Here is a 20,297-nt window from a genome sequence, read left to right on the forward strand (position 1 = left end):
GCCCGGGCCGCTGCGCGGCTGATCCGGGCAAAGACGCAACCCCAAAGAAAAAGGCCGCGCCCCGGGGGCACGGCCTTTCCGAATGATCGGCGAAGACTGAGAGATCAGTTCTTCGCGTAGAATTCGACCACGAGGTTCGGTTCCATCTGAACCGCGAAGGGCACGTCGGACAGGGCCGGGGTGCGCACGAATTTCGCGGTCAGTTTGTTGTGGTCGGCTTCGATGTAATCCGGAACGTCACGCTCGGGCGACTGAACGGCTTCGAGAACCAGAGCCATCTGCTTGGACTTCTCGCGGACTTCCACCACGTCGCCTTCTTTCAGGCGGTAGGAGGGGATGTTCACTTTCTTGCCGTTCACGAGCACGTGGCCGTGGTTCACGAACTGGCGCGCTGCGAAGACGGTCGGGACGAACTTGGCGCGGTAGACCAGCGCGTCGAGGCGGCGCTCGAGCAGACCGATCAGGTTTTCACCGGTGTCGCCCTTCACACGCTCGGCTTCGGCGTAGATGCGGCGGAACTGCTTCTCGGTCAGGTCGCCGTAATGGCCCTTCAGCTTCTGCTTGGCGCGGAGCTGGATACCGAAGTCGGACAGCTTGCCCTTGCGGCGCTGACCGTGCTGGCCAGGGCCGTATTCACGACGGTTGACGGGCGACTTGGCGCGGCCCCAGATGTTCTCGCCCATGCGGCGGTCGATTTTGTACTTGGCAGACGTGCGTTTGGTCACGGCTGATCTCCTTCATTATAGTTTCGAAGGGCGTTGTCCTCCTCCGGGCCTTGCGGCGACCGGCGACAGGTTTCCTCTTGCGAGGTCCACCAACACCAATGAATAATCCCGGCAACTCGCGTTACCGGAATGGCGGGCTTATACAGCGGCGCGCGCGGGTGTCAACCACTCGGGGCGCCACATCGGTGCCGCGCGAAGTCAGCCGCCCGTTCCCCCTCCTCTTCTTGGTTGCCCCGGAACGCCACGGCCTCGCAGTTTCGTGAGTGTTTTGTGTTCGTCACCCCCCTGTTCAGAGCAACATTTCAAGCCATGATTGCGCTAACGGGACGCGTACCGGATGCGCGTCACGGCGCTGTCCTGTCCGTAACCGGCACAGGCGGCGCGCTGGGGCAAGGCGATGCCACCCCACGGGAGGAACCCATCCGGCCTTAGGAGGATTATAATGAAAGACATTCGTCGCTCGACGTGCGGAACCGCCGCGCGTCTCGCTGGAACCAGCGTTCTCGCGCTTGGCCTGATTGCAGGTGCCGCGCAAGCCCAAGGCGTCACCGCCGACAGCTTCGGTGCTGATTTCGCCGCCATGGGTCAGCTCAAGGACATCGCCGCCAAGGGCAAAGGCAAGGTCGGCGTTCTGCTGCCCGACACCGCAAGCTCGGCGCGCTACACCTCGTTCGACGAGCCCTACCTGAAGAAAGCCTTCAAGGAGGCGGGCCTGTCCGCGGACGATCTGATCATCACCAACGCGCAAGGCTCGGAAGCCGACCAGCTCACGCAGGCGCAGACCGATATCAGCCAGGGCGCGACCGTTCTGCTGATCGACCCGATCTCCTCGGGCGGCGGTGCGGCTGTCGAGAAATACGCGAAAGAGCACGGCGTCGCGGTCATCGACTATGACCGGATCACGCTTGGCGGCTCGCGCGACTACTATATCAGCTTCGACAACGAATATGTCGGCGAGCTGATCGGCAAGGGCATGGAACAGTGCCTCAGCGACTGGAACATCGAGAAGCCGAACATCCTCGTGATGGCGGGCTCGCCCGATGACAACAACGCCACGCTGTTCAAGCAGGGCTACATGAGCGTGTTGAAGCCGAAATTCGACGACGGCAGCTACACCAATGCGGGCGAGCCTGCAGGCACCTGGGATCCGTCGGTCGCACGGACCACCTTCGAGCAGCAGTTCACCGCGCATCAGGACATGAACGCCGTCGTCACCCCGAATGACGACAACGCCAACGCGGTCATCTCCTATCTCAAGACGCTGAAAGTGCCGCCGAAAGCCTTCCCGACCACCGGTCAGGACGCGACGGTCACCGGCCTGCAGAACGTGCTCACCGGCTACCAGTGCGGCACCGTCTACAAGCCGATCTATCTCGAAGCTCAGGCGGCAGCGGCGCTCGCGCTCTACATGCGTGCAGGCGACAACCCGCCCGAAGGCCTCGTCAACGGCAAGGTCAATGACAGCCAGGGCGGCATGGACGTGCCCTCGATCCTGCTCAAGCCGATCTGGGTCACCCCGGAGAACATGGCCGACACCGTCGTGAAAGACGGCTTCGTCGACACCTCCAAGCTCTGTGCGGGCGGCGCGGCCGACGCGTGCAAGGCCGCAGGCATCGGGAACTGATAGCCAATGATGGACACGGGTAACGGTACCGGGTCCCTGACGGAGGATCGCGACGCGATCCTCCGTATTCGGGGTCTCGAAAAGAGCTTCGGTGCAGTGCAGGCGCTCAGCGGGGTCGATTTCGACGTCCGCCCCGGCGAGGTGACGGCACTGGTCGGTGACAATGGCGCGGGCAAATCCGTGCTGACCAAAACCATCGCCGGCATCCATGAAGCCGATGGCGGCGTGATCGAATGGGAAGGCAACGACGTCCGCGTCCGCTCGCCACGCGACAGTGCGGAGCTGGGCATCGAGGTCGTCTATCAGGACCTTGCGCTGTGCGACAATCTCGACGTCGTGCAGAACATGTTCCTCGGACGCGAAATCCTGACCAACGGGATGCTCGACGAGGACGCGATGGAGCGCGCCGCGGCAGAGACGCTCAAAGGGCTGCGTGTGACCACGCTGCGCTCGATCCGCGCGCCGGTCTCGGCGCTCTCGGGCGGTCAGCGGCAATCGATCGCGGTCGCTAAGGCCGTGATGTGGAATTCCAAACTGGTGATCCTCGACGAGCCCACGGCGGCGCTCGGCGTGGCCCAGACCGGTCAGGTGCTGCAACTGGTGCGCCGCCTCGCCGATCAGGGTCTCGCGGTGGTGATGATCTCGCACAACCTCAACGACGTCTTCGCGGTCTCCGACAGGATCGCGATCCTGCGTCTGGGCGAGATGGTCAGCCAGGGCCCGATCGACGAATACGACACCCAGCGCGTGGTCGAACTGATGACCACGGGCAAATCCGACCATGTGGTCGAGCCGGGCGCGATGCGCGCCGCCGCCTCGATCGCCGCCGAAAACGCCAAGGAGGTCGCGGCCCAACGCGAGGTCTCGGGCGAAAGCGGCCCCTCCGCCGTGGTGGGCGCCACGACCGAGGATCAGAGCTTTGCAAGCTACCTCTCGCGCACATGGGCGAAGATCAAGGCGGGCGAAAGCGGCGTGCTGCCGGTGCTTCTGGGCTTCGTGCTGATCTCGCTGATCTTCCAGCTGCAGAACCCGAAATTCCTCTCGCCGGGGAATGTCGTGAACCTGCTCGTTCAGGGCTCGGTCTTCATGATGATCGGGATGGGACAGGTCTTCGTGCTCTTGCTGGGCGAGATCGACCTGTCGCTCGGCTTCGTGGCCGGGATCGGCGCGACGGTGGCGACGCTGCTGGTGGCGCCGGGCACCGACTGGCCCTGGTGGGCGGCTGTCGCGGCAGGTCTGGCCGTGCCGGCGGTGCTGGGCATCTTCCAGGGCTCGCTGATCACGCGGCTCAAACTGCCCTCTTTCGTCGTCACGCTGGCGGGCCTTCTGGGCTTCAACGGGTTGATGATCCAACTGCTCGGCGCCGGGGGGACGATCCCTGTCGCGAGTGACACGATCAACAATTTCGCCAATGGCACGCTGACGCCCCTGATGGGGTGGCTGATGACCGGAGCGGTGGTTCTGGTCTTCGCGATCATGACCTTCCACAAGGATGCGAAACGCCGCCAGAGCGGCCTCGTCGCGCCGCCGATGGGCCTCACCATCGCGAAGATCGCGGCCGCCGTGGTCGCGGGTATCGTGCTGGTGACGATCTCCAACATGAACCGCGGCGTCGCACGCTTCCCGCTCTCGGGGATGCCGTGGGTAATCCCGATCGTCTTCGCGGTGCTGCTGGCATGGTCCTTCCTGCTGGGACGGCTGAAATTCGGCCGCTATGTCCTCGCGATCGGCGGCAATGCCGAGGCCGCGCGCCGGGCCGGCATCAACCTGCGCCTGATCCGGACCGCAGCCTTCACGCTGGCCGCGACGACGGCGGGTCTGGGCGGCATCATCTACGCCTCGCGCCTGCGCTCGATCTCCACCAGCTTCGATGGCGGCACGATCGTGCTCTACGTCGTCGCGACCGCGGTGATCGGCGGCACCTCGCTGTTCGGCGGGCGCGGTCATCCGATCCACGCGATCCTCGGTGGCGTCGTGATCGCGGCCATCGTCAACGGCATGGCGCTTCTGGGCCTGCCGGCGGCGGTGCAGCTGATGGCGACGGCGGCGGTGCTGCTTGCATCGATCACGGTCGACGTGGTGGTGCGCCGGCGCGGCGAGACCACCCGCTAAGCCAAGCGAAACCCCTTGAAAACGAAACGCGCGCGAGACACCTCGCGCGCGTTTTTCTTTGCGCCCGGCGCCCCTGCCCCATGCCGCCCCGCGCCCCTGCCTGCGTCTCCGCCGCCCCACGCCAGGGAAATCGCAAACCACCCGAAATTCCGCCGAAAAACCGCTTGTCTCCCCCCGAGACGATCCCTATACGGGTCCGCGGAGACGTGGCCGAGTGGTCGAAGGCGCTCCCCTGCTAAGGGAGTAGGCCCGGAAGGGTCTCGAGGGTTCGAATCCCTTCGTCTCCGCCATTACGCCTTGATTTAATTGAATTATTTTCAATTACTCAGGCGCCACCCACCGAAAAGCCCACCAAAGAAAAAACGCTTGGGATTCGCTGCCCTACGCATCGCGCGACCCTCGATTGGTAAGGGGGTGGCCCAATCTCTGGGCGAGGCAAACGGCAAACCAGGGCGTTCGCTCGACGCGCACATCCGCAATTGAGGAAATCGCCCCCTACCCCGGCTTAGCGCTGAGCATATTGCAAACGCACCGGGAGCGCGGGTTTCCGGTCGCAGGCTTCCCAACCTTTCGCCGCCCCCCAAGCTCAACATTTTCCAACATCGCACGAGCACGCCCAGCGCCGCCTCTGCGCCTCTCGGATGCGCTCGATCCCCTCGGCTGTTTTCGGCCCGGTCGATAGCCCACCGTGAAACTTGCATCGCCGCTTGCCGGGAAGGCTGAGCGCTTTGCACGGATGGCCCTTGCGGGTCTTGGCTCCGCAGCGCACACGGCGCTTGGCCTGTCTCGCTCGCTCGCGAGCAAGGGCTGCGGCCAGTTGTGCCTTGATCCATGCCGTTTCCGAAGCGTCCAAGCTAACACCCCACCCCATGCGCGCGCGTATTGGTTTCGGAAACCCCGCTTTCGGATAGCTATTCATACTGCCTCTCAAGACCAAGATGTGCAGAGAAAACTGCTGCCCACGTTACGGGACTCCTGTGGTAACGTTGTTCTCAATTTCATAATTCGAGATTTGTATGTGGCTTGAAACAATTGCAGCACTCCTTTTTCTGGGTGGTCTCTGGCCTCTATGGCTCATCGCTGCCGTTCTTTGGGGTATGCTAAAGGCGATGCTCATTCTCGTGGTCGGATTCCTCGCGCTGTCTCAGTCCGACACGATTACCGTTGAGAGCATCCTAGCAATCCCGCTCCGAGCGGTGGTCGAGGGTGCGATTGCCGCTTGGAGTATCCCGACATGGGCATGGGATTGGGCAAAGTTCTCACACCCTATAATCGCCAGCCTTCTCGGCTTGGTCGGTCTTGGCCTCATGAACTCATCAAAGGACGGTTGAAGGATGCGATGGAAGAACGGACTCTTTCGTCTATGGCTAGTTTTGTCGGTGATTTGGCTTCTCACGCTCGGAATCGCTCTCAGACCCGAAAGAGCTTTCTTTGACTATCGGGAGGACTACCAAGCCGCACGACAACTCGCAGCGCACCTCAGAGACGTGCGGGATAGCAGCCACCAAGACGCCGCGACGAAAGCCGACTTTACCGATGGCCTCGCGCGCCTCACCGCGTTGGATAATCAGATCGAGGACGCAAAGAACAGAACGGAGATGTTCGCAATTCTTGGCCCGTCCGCGTCGTTTGCTCTCCTTGTTGTCGGTCTGATGAGTGCCGGGGAAGGCTCCTTCGTGGCGCTCGTGGACCGTCTCGATCCGCACGCCATGTTCCTTGAGTTTGTGGACATAGGCCGACCAACGCGGGCCGGGATGGTCAATCGGGGTACATCCCTTCACCCCGCCTCGGATCGCCTTCGCGCGCCACATCCGCGCATCTGCCCGCGAAGGTCGCCAGTTTTCAATCGCTTCCGCCCCGTTTCCAGACCCATGCGAAACCCTGCCCGGCGACAGCGACCTCTTGTTGCGGGCAAGCCCTCGCCCCGATGCGCGCGGGCTGAATGCGAAACGGAGGGCGATTGCGCCCCCCGTTTCGTCTCATCCGCTTGTCTGAGGTGGCTCAGCCGCCCAGCACCCGCGGCAGCCACAGCGTCAGCGCCGGGAAGCCCAGCAGGAGCGCGACGCGCACCAGCTCGGACAGGAAGAACGGGAAGACACCGCGGAAGGTGGTGCCCATCGGCACGTTCTTCGCCAGCGCCGAGATCACGAAGACATTCATCCCCACCGGCGGCGTGATCAGCCCCAACTCCACGACGACAAGCGCGAGGATACCGAACCAGACCTTCAGCTCGTCGGTCGAGAGGCCGAAGCCAGAGCCGTCCGCCATCTGGTAAAGCCCGCCGTTGATCTCGACCAGCACCGGCCAGAAGAAGGGCAGCACCAGCAGGATCATCGACATCGAGTCCATCAGGCAGCCCAGCACGATCAGCGCGATCAGCAGGATCGCCATCACCATCATCGGCGGCAGGCCGGAATTCACCGCCATATCGGCAGCGGCCTGCGGCACCCCTGCCCGCGACATGAAGATCTTCAGAAGCTCGGCGCCCAGCAGGATCAGGTAGATCATGCCCGTGGTGCCCGCGGTCTCGAGAATGGACGAGCGCATCGCCTCGCGCGACATCAGCCCGCGGAAGAGCCCGTAGACGAAGACCGCGAAGACACCGATCGCAGCGGCAGGCGTGGGGTTGTAGAAGCCCGCATAGATGCCGCCGATCACCACGCCGAAGATGCCCAGCACCGGCAGCACGCCGCGCGTGGCCGCCCAGAACTCTTCCTTGTCCGACACGCCCTGCGCGGGGCCCGCGCTCGGCACGAGGCGGACATAGATCGCGATGGTCATCAGGAACAGCACGACGGCGATCAGACCGGGGATCAGCGCGGCCATGAACATGGTGACGATATTGGCCTCCACGATCACCGCGTAGATCACGAGGATCACCGAGGGCGGGATCAGGATGCCCAGCACGCCGCCCGCCGCGACCGAGCCGGTCGCGAGCGCCGGCGAATAGTTGTAGCGCTCCAGCTCCGGCAGAGCGACTTTGCCCATCGTCGAGGCCGTGGCGAGCGAAGACCCGCAGACCGCGCCGAAGCCCGCGCAGGCGGCGATCGAGGCCATCGCGGTGCCGCCGCGCATCCAGCCGAACCACGCGTTCGCGGCGCGGAACATGTCGCGCGAGAGGCCCGTCTTGGTCGCCAGCGCCCCCATCAGGACGAACATCGGCACGACCGAGAGGTCATAGATCGAGAACTGGCCATAAGCGAGCGTCTTGAGCTGGCTCAGCAGGATCGCCGGGCCGTTGATGATCGCGGTGCCGCCAGCGCCCACGAGGATCATCGCGTAGGCGATGGGCACACGCATCACGATGAGCCCCACGAGAATGGCGAGGCCCAGCAGGCCGAGAGTAATCGGGTCCATCAGGCACGCCCCGTCCAGTTGTCCCGCAGGCTCAGCGCTGCGGCGATGAAAAGTAGCGCCAGCGAAGCAAGCGCGGGAAGGTAGGCCCACCAGACCGGGATCTGCAGGATCGTGGTCGCGAGCGAATAGGATTTCTGGTCGAGCATCCCGAAATACATCCGCCACAGAAGGAGCGCCGCGAAGCCCAGCGCCAGCACCGAGCCGATCGACGAGAAGCGGCGCTGCACGGCGGCGCTCAGTTTCGAGGTGAAGATATCCGCCGTCACGTTCTGATCGGCGAGTTGGCAGTAAGGCAGGAACATGAAGGCCGCGATGGCGACCCCCATCTCCGTCAGTTCGAAGTCTCCCGCGAAGGGCAGCCCGATAAAGCCGCCCACCACGGTCCAGACGTTTACGGCGACGATCGCTGCAAGCACCCCGCCTCCGGCGAGGGCCCAGGCATAGATCGCCTTGCGCAAGAAAGTCTCAGTTGCAGAATGCATGATCGTCGCCGCTCCGTTGGTTACTGGCTCGCCAGGTTCTTTTCTTCTTCAGCGGTCAGCTCGCGGGCTTCTTTCACCAGCGCCGGACCGTCGATGCCTTGGCCTTTCACCTCGTCTTCCCAACGGGTGACGACCGGCTGCATCGCATCCTTGAAGGCTTGGGTCTCATCGGCCGAGAGCGTGATCAGCTCGTTGCCATCCGCTTCGGCGGCCTTGATCCCGTTATTGTCGCTGGTGCGCCAGATATCACCGACCTGCTTCAGCCACTCCTCGTCGGAGGCTTTGCGGAACGCCGCTTTGACGTCATCGGGCAGGCTGTCCCATTTCGCCTTGTTCATCGACACCTGGAAGATCGAGGTGCCCAGACGCCAATGGTCCTGCCCTTCGACCTGATACTCGGTCTGCTGCTGCAGCTTCAGCGCGGGGATGATTTCCCACGGGATCAGCGCGCCGTCCACGACCTTCTTCGAGAGCGCCTGCGGCAGTTCCGGCACCGGCATCGCGACCGGCTGCGCGTTCAGCGCCTCGATCACCCAGGCGCCCGTGCGCGACGGCGTGCGCAGCTTCATGCCCTTCACGTCGGCGGGGCTGTGAACCGGGGTATCCACGGTGTGGATGCCGTTACCCGCATGGGCGTGCAGGAACATCACTTCGAGGCCCTTATCCTCGTATTCCTGCTTCAACTCCTTGTCGAACATGTCGCGCATCGCGAGGTTGGTCGCGGCCGGGTCGTTGTTGAAGACGGTCGGCAGTTCGAACACTTCGGTGCGCGGGAAGAGACCCGGCGTATAGCCGTTGAGCGTCCAGACCAGATCGACCACGCCGTCACGCGCCTGCTGCACCAGCTCGGGCGGGCGACCGCCCAGCGTCATCGCCGGGTAGATGTCGATCTTGACCTTGCCGTTCGACAGCTCTTCGACGCGCTTGGCCCAGGGCTCCAGCATCTGCGTCTGCACCGGCGCCTTGGCGCCAAGGAAATGGTGCAGCTTGAGGGTGATCTCCTGTGCGAAGCTCCCGCTTGCCCAAAGCATGGCCGCGGCGCTCAGGCCCAGCAGTTTCGTAAATTTCATCGTTATTTCCTCCCTTTATGCCCCGCGCGCGGGGGCGGTTCGGCCCGTCAGTAAGGCAGGCCCACGTAGTTTTCAGCAAAGCTCTTGCGTGCGGTCTCCGACATCTGGAGATACTCGAACTCCGCGCGCTGCATCCGGCGCTCGAACGCACCCGTTTCCGGGAAATCGTGCAGCATCGAGGTCATCCACCACGAGAAGCGCTCGCATTTCCAGACCCGCGACAGCGCCGTCTCGGAATAGGCGTCGAGCCCTGCGGGCGTGCCGTGGTTGTAGAACCGGTCGAAGGCGCGGTGCAAATAATAGACATCCGAGGCCGCGAGGTTCAGGCCCTTCGCGCCGGTCGGCGGCACGATATGGGCGCTGTCGCCCGCAAGGAACAGACGCCCGTGGCGCATCGGCTCGGAGACGAAGCTGCGCAGCGGCGCGATCGACATCTCCAGCGGCTCGCCGGTGACCAGCGTCTCGGCCACATCGGCCGGGATGCGGGTGCGCAGCTCGTCCCAGAACCGCTCGGCGGGCCAGTCTTCCAGCTTCTCGCTCAGCGGCACCTGCACGTAATAGCGGCTCAGCGTGGGCGAGCGCATCGAACACAGCGCAAAGCCCCGATCATGGGCCGCGTAGATCAGCTCGGGCGCGGCGGGCGGCGTCTCGGACAGAAGGCCGAGCCAGCCGAACGGATAGGCACGCTCGAATTCCTGACGATGGCTTTCCGGGATCGCTTTGCGCGAAGGCCCGTGGAAGCCGTCGCAGCCCGCGACGAAATCGGCGGTCAGGGTCTTCGCCTCGCCCTCATGGGTGAAATGCACGGTGACGCCGTCGCCTTCGATCCCCTCGATCGCGGTCACCTCGGCCTCGTGCAACACGGTGCCGCCGCGCGCATCGCGGGCGGTATACAGGTCCTGCGTCACCTCGGTCTGGCCATAGACCATCACGCCGCGGCCCGTCAGGTCCTTGATGTCGATATTGAGCCGCTCGTCATGCCACGAGATCTCGACGCCGTCATGGATTTCGCCCTGACGGTCCATCCGCGCGCCCACTTCAGCGGCGCGCAGCAGATCGACGGTGCCCTGTTCGAGCACCCCGGCCCGGATCCGCGACAGAACATAGTCGCGCGAGCGCCGTTCCAGCACGACGCTCTCGATCCCATGCAGGTCGAGCAATTGCGACAGCAGCAGCCCGGCCGGGCCCCCGCCGATGATCGCGACTTGGGTCTTCATGCGTCTCCTCCGCAAAGGTCATTGCAGCGCTGCGCGAAAGCGCGCGCCTGCGCCGGGGCCTGCCCTGCCGCGAGAAGCGGATCGGTCAGGGTGTCCCCGTCGAGTTCGGGATGGGCGGCCAGCAGAGCCGCCGCCGGATCGGGTGCGGCCATCGCCTCTTGCACCGCTGTCTTCGCCGCGTTGCGCGGCAGCGTCTTGGCCAGCGTGAAAATCGCGCGCTCGGCATAGGGGCCGAAGCCCGCCGCTTCGAGATTGGCGCGCATCCGGGGCGCGTCGGCCTCGAGCCCGTCCAGCATCTCTCCGGCAAGGCGCAGCGCCGCGCCGCAGGCCACGAGGATCGGGCGCAGGCTCATCCATTCCAGCGCCCAGGCGGCACCGTCGCGGAACTGACCATGCAGCGCGGATTCGAAGAGGCTTACCTGCAGATACGCCGCGTGCCGCGCCAGCGCCACCAGCGCCTCGGCGGCCACGGGGTTCGATTTATGCGGCATGGTCGAGGAGCCCCCGCCCGCGATCCGCACCTCGTTGATGCCCGATTGCGCGAGCGTCACGACATCCGTGCCGATCTTGCCCAGAGAACCGGTCAACAGCACCGCCTGCGCCCCGGTCGCGGCCATCGCGTCGCGGCGGCTGTGCCACGGCTGATCCTCGGCCTGCAGGCCCAGCGCCGCAGCCATGCGATTGCGCACGGCCTGCGCCTTGTCGCCCAGCGCCGCATCGGTCCCGACCGCGCCATGCAGCGAGATCCGGCCCGCGCCTTGCATCACCGCCATACGCGCCGCCGCGTCGATCAGCGGCTGGCCCCAGGACGCCACCAGCGCGCCGAAGGTCACCGGCAGACCGATCTGGCTACGGGTGCGCCCGGCCATCACCGTCTCCGCCTCGCGCCCGGCCAGCACACCGGTTGCGCGGATCACGCGCCGCAGCCGCGCCGCGATCACGGCGAGCGCCTGCGTCATCACAAGTGCCGTTGCACTGTCGATAATGTCCTGCGAGGTCGCCCCCCAATGGAGCGCCTGCCCCGCCTCTTCCGACAGCTTACCGCGCAGATCGCCCAGCAGCGCCGGAACCGGCACGCCATCGCGCGCTGCTCCTGCGGCCAGTGCCGTCGGATCGGGTTGATAGCCGGTCAACTGCTGCGCGATCTCGGCAGCCGCGCTCTCGGACACGATCCTCTCGGCCGCGCAGGCCTCGGCCAGCGCCACTTCCACCCGCACCATTGCAGCCAACAGCGCAGCATCGCCAAGCATCGCACCCAGTTCCGGATCGCCGTAGAGACCGGACCAGAGCGGGCTGTCGAGGGGCGACAGGCTCATGCGGCCCCCTTCATCGGCAGCGCGAGGATCTCGCGCGCCTGCTGCCATGTGGCAACCGGACGGCCCGCCTTTTCGCACAGATCGACCGTGCGCTGCACCAGCGCCGCATTCGACGGCGCGAGCGTTTCGCGATCGAGCCGGATGTTGTCCTCCAGCCCGGTGCGGCAATGCCCGCCGGTCTCGATGCACCATTGATTGACGATCGCCTGCCCCGGCCCGACGCCCGCCGCGCACCATGTCGCCTCGGGCAGAACGCGCGCACGGGTCTCACGCATGAAATCAAACGCCGCGCGGTCGACCGGCATCGCGTTCTTCACGCCCATCACGAATTGCACATGGACATTCGCGGGCAGCCGCCCGTCGCCGACCAGCTTCGCGGCCTGAAAGATGTGACTGAGATCGAAGCACTCGATCTCGGGGCGCACATCGTAGGTCTTCATCTCGGAGGCCAGCCAATCGACCAGATCCGGCGGGTTCTCATAGACCCGCGTCGGGAAGTTGTTCGACCCGACCGAGAGCGAGGCCATGTCGGGCCGCAAAGGCAGCATCCCGCCCCGCGTCTTGCCCGCGCCGGACCGGCCGCCGGTGGAGAGCTGCACGATCATGCCAGGGCAATGCTGGTGCAGCCCCTCCATCAGCCGCGCGAAGCGGTCGGGGTCGGAGCTGGGCGAGCCGTCCTCGTTGCGCACATGGCAATGCGCGATGGTCGCGCCCGCCTCGAACGCGGCCTGCGTCGACTCGATCTGCTCGGAGATCGTGATCGGCACGGCGGGGTTGTCGGATTGCTGCGGTACGGAGCCGGTGATCGCGACACAGATGATGCAAGGGTCCTGGGTCATGGCTCAGATATCGAAGCTGACGGTTGCGCGCGGGATCAGGTTGAATGTCATTGGCCCATCTCCTTCAGCGTTTCCTTGATGATCTTGATCGCGTGATTGGCGCGCGGCACGCCCGCATAGACCGCGACATGCAGCATCGCTTCGCGCAGGTCCTCGGGGGAGGCGCCCGTGTTGGCGGTGGCGCGGGTATGCATCGCGATCTCCTCGTGATTGCCCTGCGCCGCCAGAAGCGCGATCGTCACGATGGAACGTTCGCGCGGCGTCAGATCGGGCCGCGACCAGACCGAGCCCCAGGCGCCTTCGGTGATGAATTCCTGAAACGGCGCATCGAACTCGGTCTTGCCCGCATCGGCGCGGTCGACATGGGCGTCGCCCAACACGCGACGGCGCGTTTCCATCCCTGCTTCATATCGCTCAGACACGCTCGTGCTCCTTCAGAAATTCAGTGATGAGGCGCGCCACCTGCTCGGGCGCCTCGATTGCGGGAATATGCCCCGCGCCTTCAATCAATTCGGCCCGCGCGCCGGGAATGGCTGCGGCCATCTCCATGACCTGCTCGGGCGGGGTCGCGCCGTCATGGCTGCCCGCGATTACCAGCGTCGGGGCGGTAATCTTGGGCAGAGCGTCGCGCAGATCGGCCCGGGCGAGCGCCGCGCAGCAATTCGCATAGCCTTTGGCATCGGTGCGCGCGACCTCCGTCACCCAGAGCGCGCAATCGGGATGGGCGCGGAAGGTGGGGCCGAACCAGCGCGCGATCACGCCTTGCGCCATCGCGGGCAGGCCCTGGCTTTCCACGGTGGCGATCCGCTCGGCCCAGCTTTCTTCCGTGCCGATCTTGGCCGCCGTGTTGCTCAGCACCAGCGCACGCACGCGTTCAGGGGCGATCCGCGCGATCTCCTGCGCGATCATGCCGCCGATCGAACAGCCGACGAAAACCGCCCGCTCGATGCCCAGATGATCGGCCACCGCCAGCGCATCGCGCGCCAGATCGGTGATCGTGGGGGCAGCGTCAGAGGTCGCGCTCAGCCCGTGGCCGCGCTTGTCCATGCGCACCAGACGATAGCCGGAGAGCGGGGCGACAAGCCCATCCCACATCCGCAGATCGGTGCCCAGCGAGTTCAGACATATAACCGGAACGCCCTGTGCCACACCGTCTTCGCGGTAATGGATATGCCCCCAGTCGCAAATAAGTGCGTGCATCCTCGTCCTCCCACCATAATCTTTTCTGAAGTTTTCGCTTGAGCCAAATATAAAATGCACGTTAATCCATAACCCCATGGCTATGCATAAAGGTCTCAAGCTGCGGCACATCCGCGCCTTTCTCGACACGATCGAGGCAGGCGGCGTGTCGGCTGCGGCGCGCAAACAGGGGATTTCACAGCCTGCCTTGTCGAAAACCCTCTCCGAGATGGAGGCGATGCTGGGCGGCGCGCTTCTGGAGCGGCGCGGACGGCGGTTGACCGTGACGCCCGCGGGCGAGGCGTTTCGCCGCCATGCGATACAGGCGCTGCAGGAACTGGAAGCCGGGGCGGCCGCGCTGAGCGGCGACGGGATCGGCGACGTGATCAATGTGGGCGCGCTGCCGACCGTGGCGGGCTCGATCTTTCCGGGCGTCGCGCTCGACTTCAGCCGCGCCCATCCGGGCACGCGGCTCTCGATCAGCACCGGGCCGAACCTGTATCTGCTCGACCGGATCCGCTCCGGCGCGCTGGATCTGATGATCGGGCGGATGCCGGCGGCGGGGGACATGCCGGGGCTGCGCTTCGATTTCCTCTATGAGGAAGAGGTCATCCTCGCGGCGCGCGCGGGCCATCCTTTCGCGAACAGCCCCGCCCCCGAGGCACTGCGCCAATGCGACGTGATCCTGCCCACGCGCGGCGCGATCATCCGGCGCATCGTCGACGATTATCTGGGCGCGCAGGGCATCACCGAGCCGCGCTGCCCGATCGAGACCGTGTCGCTCGCGACCGGGCTCGGGCTGCTGGAAGGGTCGGATATGCTGTGGTTCATCTCGCGCGGCGTGGTGGCGCGCGAACTGGCCTCGGGGCTTCTGGTGAGCCTGCCGCTGGGCGCACAGTTCATGTCGGGCGCGGTCGGGCTGACGATGAAGCACGAGATGACCGAACGCCCCGAAGTCGCCCGGCTGACCGCGATGATGCACGAGGCCGCCCGGGTACGCGAGGCGACGTCCGGCTGAGACGCAGGCAAGCCGCCCTACCCCGGCGTATCACACCTCAAAAGGCGTTATGACCCGGGCGAGGTCGTCGCGGCGCGCGCCTGTCTTTGCGCTTGCCTACGCGCCTTGAAAGCCGCGACCAGACGCGGGATGCGATGCTCCTTGCCGCGACTGGCGAGATGGTCTTCCATCACCTTGCGATAAAGGTAGATGTCCTTGCGGCCTCGGGTCGACTGATAATACCAGGCCTCGCTCAGCTCGCCCGTGACCGCGCGCGCAAGGACCGCCTTCAGAAGCTCCATCCGGCGCAGCACCAGCGCCGTCTTGTGCCCCTGCCCGAACGCCTTGAGCAGCGTGACGTTATCGCGCGGCAGACGCCCGAACTGACGCATATCCTCTTGCAGAAACGGATCGCAGATCACCCAGACCTTGGCCGCAGCACCACTATGTTCAGCCGCATCCGAGCGCGGCAGTGACCAGTCCTGATCGCGCCCACGGGCGAAGCGCCGCTCCCACGGGACAAGCGCCCGCGCGAGCGTCGTCTGCGGGCTGAAGGCCACCACCTCGCAGCCCGGCGCGAGATCGGCGAAGGCCAGTGCGCCGAAGCCGCCCATCGAGGTGCCCGCCATCACGACCCGCGCGTATCCTTCGAAAAAGCCCTGATCGCGCAAAGCCTCCATCCGGGCGATCAGCCGTGCGTCGCGAAACCAAGTCGGCCCCTGCGCGACCACGCCAAGATGGCTCCAGCCATTGTCGCGGATGAATTTCTCGGCCCAGGGCCGGATGTCATAGCCCGGATAGCCCGCATCCGAGAGGTTGTCGAACGTCACGACCAGCGTGGCCGGATCGCGCGCGACATGGATCAGCGCGTGTTCGCCCAGCTTTTCAAAGAACCCGTCGCAGGGACCTGCGGGGAAAATCTCGCGATACCAATCGGGCAGCTTCTCCTCGAGCCCGGTTTCGCCACCTGCGGTGTCGTCTTCGAAATCATCGGCCATCGAGATCGCTTTTTCCTGCTCGGGATCGGTTGAGGTCTGACATTTTTTCTTGCGCCGATCAATTACATACGGATGTTTTAATGCTATCGTCACGGCGAGGGCGACATAAGAAAAACTAAAGAGATCGGGCACATTTATGGCAACAGTGGAGCGGAGCGCAGAACGTGGCCTGAGCCGCAGAATGCGGAGTGGGTCGAACCCGTCATATTGTGAACGCTATTTTGTGCAGTCTCGCCCGCGTTGCACGCTCGACACCTCCACCGGACATACCGGACACCGCCCTCCCGCAGCCTGACCGCCGCGAAAGACCTTCCCAATCAGGAGCCTACCCTTGTCCCAACTGCCGACGATCGCGACCCTGTGGATCGGAGACCGCCTGTCCTGGCTCGAACAGCTGAGCCTGAAATCCTTCGTCGATGCGGGCCATGACACGCTGCTCTATTGCTACAACCTGATCCCGAACGCCCCGCCCGGGGTGACGCTGCGCGATGCGCGCGACATCTTTCCGGGCGACGAGATCATCCGCCACAAGCGCACCGGTAGCCCTGCGATCCATGCCGATCTGTGGCGTCTGCACCTGATGGAGAAGACCGATTACATCTGGGTCGATGCCGATGTGCTTTGCGTGAAGCCCTTCGATTTCAAAGATGATTACGTCTTCGGGCTGGAGAAGTCGCACCTGATCTGCAACGCGGTGATGCGCCTGCCCGCGGAATCGCAGACGCTGCGCGGGCTGCTCGATTTCGTGGCCGATCCCTATGCGATCGGGCCGTGGCTGAAGGAAGAGCAGCAAGAGGAATTGCGCGCGGCCCGCGATCGCGGCGCACCGGTGCATTTCTCCGAGCAGGAATGGGGACTGACCGGCCCTGCCGCGTTGAGCCACTTCCTGCGCGAGACTGGCGAATGGGACCATGCGCTCTCGCAACAGGCCTTCTATCCGATCTCGTTCAAGGACCGGAACAAGATGATCATGTCGCGCTTCGACGTCGAGAAGGATTTCCTGACCGACGACACCTATGCAGTGCATATGTGGGCGCGCCGGATGAAGCCCCGTCTGGAAGAGGCCGAGAACAACCGGCCCCGGCGCGGCAGCTACATGCACAAGGCGCTGCTCAAACACGGCATCACCCCGTCCGAGGCCCCGATCCCGCCCAAGGTGAAACCTGTCGACGCCTGAAGCGGGCGGCGGTCCTCGCCGCTCAGGCCGAGTTCAGAGATACGAAGCTTAATCGAGCCTTAGTCGCGCAGCACACCGGCGGCGACCAGCGCGTTGCGGTCCGGGCGCCAGATATCGCGGTGTGGCGTCGCGAAGGCGCGTGTGGCGAAGCTGGCCGTTACGCCCCGATCACGCAGGAAGGCGCGGTCGATCGCTTCCTCTTTCGCGACGTCGATCGGCAGCGGATAGGCTTCCAGGCTATAGCCGTGAAAGCCCAGCCTGCCCTCCGGGCCAAGATCGCGATGCGCGCCCGCCATGAAGATCAACGTGCAGGCGGAATAGCAGCGTCTCGTCACCTGCGTGTTCAGCCCCCGCGCCAGCACGCGTTGCGCCAGCGCCCGCGCGGCGAAGACCTGCCCGCCGGCACTGTCGAGCTCGACCGCCGAGACGCCCGTCGCCGGGGTTGCCTCGAACCGCGCCAGAAGATCGTAGCCGATATCGCCGGTCAGATAAGCGACGCCGTTGCGCACCTCCAGCGGCTGCGGCCCGGCATAGGCGGCCGGCACCAAGGCCGCTGTCTGTCGCGCGGCCTGATCGAGCGCATGGGTCACCGTCACCACCGCGACCGCCACCACCGCCACGCGTCCGGCGAGCAGCACATGGCCCCGCGCCTGCGCGTCGATCCAATGCGACAGGCTGCGCCACGCGCCCACCAGCTGCCACAGCGCCAGTGTCATGTCTGCGAGGAAGAGCAACGCGAAAAGCGGCATCGAGAGCGGCGACGACATGGCTTGCCACAACTCGGCGACCGCCAACCGCCCACCGATCAGCACCACCACGAGCGCGATCCAAGGCGGGCAGTCGCCCTGCCAGTAGCTGCCGAGCCCCCAGTGCGAGGCGGGCTGAATTATCCGGGTGGCTCTGGCCATTTACGCCGTCCTTTCGAGCACCATCGAGTCTCAGCCTAGCACAGCTGGCCGCGAAAATGGGAATTTGCCGAAAGTGACGGCACTGTGAGACAGTGCTGAATACGCAGGCCTTCTGCCACGGCGACGGCCTCTGCTATACTGAGAAGACGGGAGGTCCCTTCGCATGATCACGCTTACGATCAACGGACGGCACGTCGAAGTCGACGAGGGCACCAGCTTGCTGGATGCGGCGAAGCAGGCGGGCATCCATATCCCGACGCTGTGCTATTACCCCGGCCTGCCCGCCCATGCCGTGTGCCGCATGTGCCTCGTGGAGATCGAGGGCACCCAGAATCCGCAACCGGCCTGCCGCACTCTGGCGAAGGAGGGCGACGTCGTGGCGACGGACACCGAGGCGCTGGCAGCCTTTCGGAAAGCCGATGCCCAATGGTTGCTAGCGCGCCACCCCAATGACTGCATGCGCTGCGAGGTGAACGGGGCGTGCCAGCTGCAGCGTCTCGTCCATGAGAACCAGTGGGAGGAGCGTTGGCCGAAGATGCCCGCCGGGGCGCCTGCCGCCTCGGAAGATCTCGCGACCGATCACACCTCTCCCAGCATCTGGCGCGATCTGTCGAAATGCATCGAATGCGGGTTGTGTGCGGAGGTTTGCGGCGACGCCGTCCAGAACCAGAATGTCATCGGCTTCGCCAATCGCGGATTTGACCGCCGCCCTGTCACGGTCTTCGACGTGCCGCTGTCGCAGACCAATTGCATCTCCTGTGGCCAGTGCACGCTTGTCTGCCCGGTTGGCGCGCTGATCGAGGCGCCGCATTGGCACGCGGTGCTGCAAACGCTCGATGCCCATCGGCGCGTCTCCGTGGTTCAGGTGGCCCCGGCGACCCGCATCGCCATCAGCGAGGAATTCGGGTTGGAGCCGGGCACCGTCAGCACGGGGCGCCTGATCAATGCGCTGCGGCTTCTGGGGTTCGATTACGTGTTCGACACCAATTTCGCCGCCGATCTGACGATCATGGAGGAAGGCACCGAACTGCTGTCGCGGCTCGAGGCCGGGACGGAGCTTCCGCTGTTCACCTCCTGCTGTCCGGGTTGGGTGAATTGGGTCGAGCTGAACCGCCCCGATCTTCTGCCGCATCTGAGCACGACCAAATCCCCCCAGCAGATGCATGGCGCGATTGCGAAACGGGGCCGCTTTGCACGGTCTCTGGGGCCCGATTTCGCAGACGGCAAAGCCGAGCCCTATGTCGTGAGCGTGATGCCCTGCACCGCCAAGAAGGACGAAGCCCAGCGCCCCGGCGTCTCTGGCGATGTGGATCATGTGCTCACCACCCGAGAGCTGGCGCGGATGATCCGGTCGCGCGGGATCCCGTTCGGGGCGCTCTCCGAGGACGGGCAATTCGACAGCCCGCTGGGCGAGAGCACCGGGGCCGCCCAGATATTCGGCGCCTCCGGCGGGGTCATGGAGGCGATGGTCCGCACGGCTGCGCATTTCAAAGGGGTCGAGCACGATCTGCCGCTGGAATGGGAGGCGCTGCGCGGCGTCCGTGAGGGCGTGAAGACCGCGACCATTCCCGGCGTCGGCACGGTGGCCGTGTGCAACGGGATCGCGTCGGCCCAGCGCATGCTCGAAGACGAGGCATGGCGCGACGACTATGTCGCGATCGAAGTCATGGCCTGCGTCGGCGGCTGCCTCGGCGGCGGCGGCGAGCCGAAATCCATGGACCCGCATATTCTGCAAAAACGCGCCAAGGCGATCTACAGTGTGGATGCGAAGGCGCCGCGCCGCCGCTCCTATGAGAATGCGGATGTGCAGGCGCTCTATGCCTCGGAACTGGGCGCGCCGAATTCCCCGACCGCGCATCGCCTGCTTCACACCCATTACGCCGCCAGACATTCCGAGCGCTCGCTGCTGATGCGCTTTCTGGATTGCGTGGACCGGCGCGACGGTGCGGCGGCCGCAAAGCTGTTTCACCCCGACGGGGTTTGGTCGACCGCCTCTCCCTTCGGCGTGCTGACTGGCGCGGACGAGATCGCGGGGCTCATCAACTCGAAGCTGCCGCCGAACCTGCGCGGCGCGAAATATGCGCGTCACCAGATGGAGCGCGCCTCGGATATCGACGATCTCACGGTCCTCGCCCCCGACGGGAGCCGCAGCCGCTTCGATCTGGAGGTGAGCACCGTGGAAGCTGACGGCTGTTCTCAAACGGTGATCCAGACCCTCACACGCACCGTCCTTTGACACTCTCCTGCGCAGGCTTTCCGCGTCGAGGGCGAAGACAGGTCACAAATTCATCATTCC

18 protein-coding genes and 1 tRNA gene are annotated in these 20,297 nt (G+C 65.1%); 6 read left to right on the plus strand and 13 right to left on the minus strand.

The genetic code is table 11. The annotated features are described in order from the left end of the window. Nucleotides 1-104 precede the first annotated feature (104 nt). Nucleotides 105-725 carry a 30S ribosomal protein S4 gene (gene rpsD / locus AC2TZ7_RS14565; RefSeq protein ID WP_075775099.1) on the minus strand — a complete coding sequence of 207 codons (621 nt, stop codon included), beginning with the start codon at nucleotides 723-725 and terminating at the stop codon, nucleotides 105-107. A 442-nt stretch (nucleotides 726-1,167) separates the two neighbouring features. Here rpsD and AC2TZ7_RS14570 point away from each other — a divergent pair, with 442 nt between their 5' ends. From AC2TZ7_RS14570 to AC2TZ7_RS14580, 3 genes are all read left to right on the plus strand, one after another. Beyond that, nucleotides 1,168-2,349, plus strand: coding sequence for a sugar ABC transporter substrate-binding protein (locus tag AC2TZ7_RS14570; RefSeq protein ID WP_489864780.1), 1,182 nt, complete (start codon nucleotides 1,168-1,170; stop codon nucleotides 2,347-2,349). A gap of 6 nt (nucleotides 2,350-2,355) precedes the next feature. Further along, nucleotides 2,356-4,461 (plus strand): ATP-binding cassette domain-containing protein, encoded by a 2,106-nt coding sequence (locus tag AC2TZ7_RS14575; protein WP_489864781.1) that lies wholly within the window; start codon nucleotides 2,356-2,358, stop codon nucleotides 4,459-4,461. A 200-nt stretch (nucleotides 4,462-4,661) separates the two neighbouring features. Then, nucleotides 4,662-4,751: transfer RNA gene (locus AC2TZ7_RS14580), tRNA-Ser, on the plus strand. Between the two features lie 296 nt (nucleotides 4,752-5,047). On the opposite strand, the gene AC2TZ7_RS14585 is transcribed toward AC2TZ7_RS14580, so the two are convergent. The 10 genes from AC2TZ7_RS14585 to pcaD form a co-directional block, all read right to left on the minus strand. Beyond that, entirely contained in the window at nucleotides 5,048-5,380 is a 333-nt protein-coding gene (locus AC2TZ7_RS14585; protein WP_489864782.1) for an HGGxSTG domain-containing protein, read from the minus strand. 448 nt (nucleotides 5,381-5,828) lie between these two features. After that, a complete protein-coding gene (locus AC2TZ7_RS14590) occupies nucleotides 5,829-6,272 on the minus strand; it encodes a winged helix domain-containing protein (protein ID WP_489864783.1) in 444 nt (147 codons plus the stop codon). Between the two features lie 190 nt (nucleotides 6,273-6,462). Continuing rightward, the gene (locus AC2TZ7_RS14595; protein ID WP_078540486.1) at nucleotides 6,463-7,818 is read right to left on the minus strand and encodes a TRAP transporter large permease; all 1,356 of its coding nucleotides are present in this window, start codon (nucleotides 7,816-7,818) and stop codon (nucleotides 6,463-6,465) included. Next, nucleotides 7,818-8,300 carry a TRAP transporter small permease gene (locus AC2TZ7_RS14600; protein WP_098411275.1) on the minus strand — a complete coding sequence of 161 codons (483 nt, stop codon included), beginning with the start codon at nucleotides 8,298-8,300 and terminating at the stop codon, nucleotides 7,818-7,820. Before AC2TZ7_RS14600 ends, AC2TZ7_RS14595 begins: the two co-directional genes overlap by 1 nt. 20 nt (nucleotides 8,301-8,320) lie before the next feature. Then, on the minus strand, nucleotides 8,321-9,370 hold the full coding sequence (locus AC2TZ7_RS14605; RefSeq protein WP_489864784.1) for a TRAP transporter substrate-binding protein: 1,050 nt from the start codon (nucleotides 9,368-9,370) through the stop codon (nucleotides 8,321-8,323). A gap of 47 nt (nucleotides 9,371-9,417) precedes the next feature. Continuing rightward, a complete protein-coding gene (pobA, locus tag AC2TZ7_RS14610; protein WP_489864785.1) occupies nucleotides 9,418-10,587 on the minus strand; it encodes a 4-hydroxybenzoate 3-monooxygenase in 1,170 nt (389 codons plus the stop codon). Further along, entirely contained in the window at nucleotides 10,584-11,903 is a 1,320-nt protein-coding gene (locus AC2TZ7_RS14615; RefSeq protein WP_489864786.1) for a lyase family protein, read from the minus strand. Before AC2TZ7_RS14615 ends, pobA begins: the two co-directional genes overlap by 4 nt. Beyond that, nucleotides 11,900-12,742 carry a 3-oxoadipate:acetyl-CoA acetyltransferase gene (locus AC2TZ7_RS14620; protein WP_489864787.1) on the minus strand — a complete coding sequence of 281 codons (843 nt, stop codon included), beginning with the start codon at nucleotides 12,740-12,742 and terminating at the stop codon, nucleotides 11,900-11,902. The genes AC2TZ7_RS14615 and AC2TZ7_RS14620 overlap by 4 nt, the downstream gene beginning before the upstream one ends. A gap of 47 nt (nucleotides 12,743-12,789) precedes the next feature. After that, the gene (pcaC, locus tag AC2TZ7_RS14625; protein WP_210402154.1) at nucleotides 12,790-13,164 is read right to left on the minus strand and encodes a 4-carboxymuconolactone decarboxylase; all 375 of its coding nucleotides are present in this window, start codon (nucleotides 13,162-13,164) and stop codon (nucleotides 12,790-12,792) included. Beyond that, the gene (gene pcaD / locus AC2TZ7_RS14630) at nucleotides 13,157-13,942 is read right to left on the minus strand and encodes a 3-oxoadipate enol-lactonase (RefSeq protein ID WP_489864788.1); all 786 of its coding nucleotides are present in this window, start codon (nucleotides 13,940-13,942) and stop codon (nucleotides 13,157-13,159) included. The genes pcaC and pcaD overlap by 8 nt, the downstream gene beginning before the upstream one ends. 76 nt (nucleotides 13,943-14,018) lie before the next feature. On the opposite strand from pcaD, the gene AC2TZ7_RS14635 reads away from it, so the two are divergent. Then, nucleotides 14,019-14,939 carry a LysR substrate-binding domain-containing protein gene (locus AC2TZ7_RS14635; RefSeq protein ID WP_489864789.1) on the plus strand — a complete coding sequence of 307 codons (921 nt, stop codon included), beginning with the start codon at nucleotides 14,019-14,021 and terminating at the stop codon, nucleotides 14,937-14,939. Between the two features lie 47 nt (nucleotides 14,940-14,986). Here the strand turns inward: AC2TZ7_RS14635 and AC2TZ7_RS14640 are convergent, their stop codons facing one another. Continuing rightward, complete coding sequence (locus AC2TZ7_RS14640) at nucleotides 14,987-15,916, minus strand: hypothetical protein (RefSeq protein WP_489864790.1); 930 nt, start codon at nucleotides 15,914-15,916, stop codon at nucleotides 14,987-14,989. A 331-nt stretch (nucleotides 15,917-16,247) separates the two neighbouring features. Here AC2TZ7_RS14640 and AC2TZ7_RS14645 point away from each other — a divergent pair, with 331 nt between their 5' ends. Continuing rightward, on the plus strand, nucleotides 16,248-17,093 hold the full coding sequence (locus tag AC2TZ7_RS14645; protein WP_489864791.1) for a hypothetical protein: 846 nt from the start codon (nucleotides 16,248-16,250) through the stop codon (nucleotides 17,091-17,093). A gap of 59 nt (nucleotides 17,094-17,152) precedes the next feature. On the opposite strand, the gene AC2TZ7_RS14650 is transcribed toward AC2TZ7_RS14645, so the two are convergent. Next, on the minus strand, nucleotides 17,153-18,001 hold the full coding sequence (locus tag AC2TZ7_RS14650; RefSeq protein WP_489864792.1) for a COG3904 family protein: 849 nt from the start codon (nucleotides 17,999-18,001) through the stop codon (nucleotides 17,153-17,155). Nucleotides 18,002-18,164: 163 nt separating this feature from the next. Between AC2TZ7_RS14650 and AC2TZ7_RS14655 the strand changes: the two genes are divergently transcribed. After that, nucleotides 18,165-20,237: a [FeFe] hydrogenase, group A gene (locus AC2TZ7_RS14655; RefSeq protein ID WP_489864793.1), complete on the plus strand. Its 2,073-nt coding sequence runs from the start codon at nucleotides 18,165-18,167 to the stop codon at nucleotides 20,235-20,237. The last annotated feature ends 60 nt before the right edge of the window (nucleotides 20,238-20,297 follow it).

The sequence above is a fragment of the Thioclava sp. ISO4 genome (assembly GCF_058105145.1).

Bases quoted from the DNA above. Each gene is read 5' to 3' on its own strand.
- AC2TZ7_RS14635 (WP_489864789.1), top strand. From the start codon at position 14,019: ATGGCTATGCATAAAGGTCTCAAGCTGCGGCACATCCGCGCCTTTCTC.
- AC2TZ7_RS14575 (WP_489864781.1), top strand. From the start codon at position 2,356: ATGATGGACACGGGTAACGGTACCGGGTCCCTGACGGAGGATCGCGAC.
- AC2TZ7_RS14600 (WP_098411275.1), bottom strand. From the start codon at position 8,300: ATGCATTCTGCAACTGAGACTTTCTTGCGCAAGGCGATCTATGCCTGG.
- AC2TZ7_RS14655 (WP_489864793.1), top strand. From the start codon at position 18,165: ATGATCACGCTTACGATCAACGGACGGCACGTCGAAGTCGACGAGGGC.
- AC2TZ7_RS14650 (WP_489864792.1), bottom strand. From the start codon at position 18,001: ATGGCCAGAGCCACCCGGATAATTCAGCCCGCCTCGCACTGGGGGCTC.
- AC2TZ7_RS14585 (WP_489864782.1), bottom strand. From the start codon at position 5,380: ATGAATAGCTATCCGAAAGCGGGGTTTCCGAAACCAATACGCGCGCGC.
- AC2TZ7_RS14570 (WP_489864780.1), top strand. From the start codon at position 1,168: ATGAAAGACATTCGTCGCTCGACGTGCGGAACCGCCGCGCGTCTCGCT.
- AC2TZ7_RS14605 (WP_489864784.1), bottom strand. From the start codon at position 9,370: ATGAAATTTACGAAACTGCTGGGCCTGAGCGCCGCGGCCATGCTTTGG.
- AC2TZ7_RS14620 (WP_489864787.1), bottom strand. From the start codon at position 12,742: ATGACCCAGGACCCTTGCATCATCTGTGTCGCGATCACCGGCTCCGTA.
- pcaD (WP_489864788.1), bottom strand. From the start codon at position 13,942: ATGCACGCACTTATTTGCGACTGGGGGCATATCCATTACCGCGAAGAC.
- AC2TZ7_RS14615 (WP_489864786.1), bottom strand. From the start codon at position 11,903: ATGAGCCTGTCGCCCCTCGACAGCCCGCTCTGGTCCGGTCTCTACGGC.
- AC2TZ7_RS14595 (WP_078540486.1), bottom strand. From the start codon at position 7,818: ATGGACCCGATTACTCTCGGCCTGCTGGGCCTCGCCATTCTCGTGGGG.
- AC2TZ7_RS14640 (WP_489864790.1), bottom strand. From the start codon at position 15,916: ATGGCCGATGATTTCGAAGACGACACCGCAGGTGGCGAAACCGGGCTC.
- AC2TZ7_RS14590 (WP_489864783.1), bottom strand. From the start codon at position 6,272: ATGTGGCGCGCGAAGGCGATCCGAGGCGGGGTGAAGGGATGTACCCCG.
- pobA (WP_489864785.1), bottom strand. From the start codon at position 10,587: ATGAAGACCCAAGTCGCGATCATCGGCGGGGGCCCGGCCGGGCTGCTG.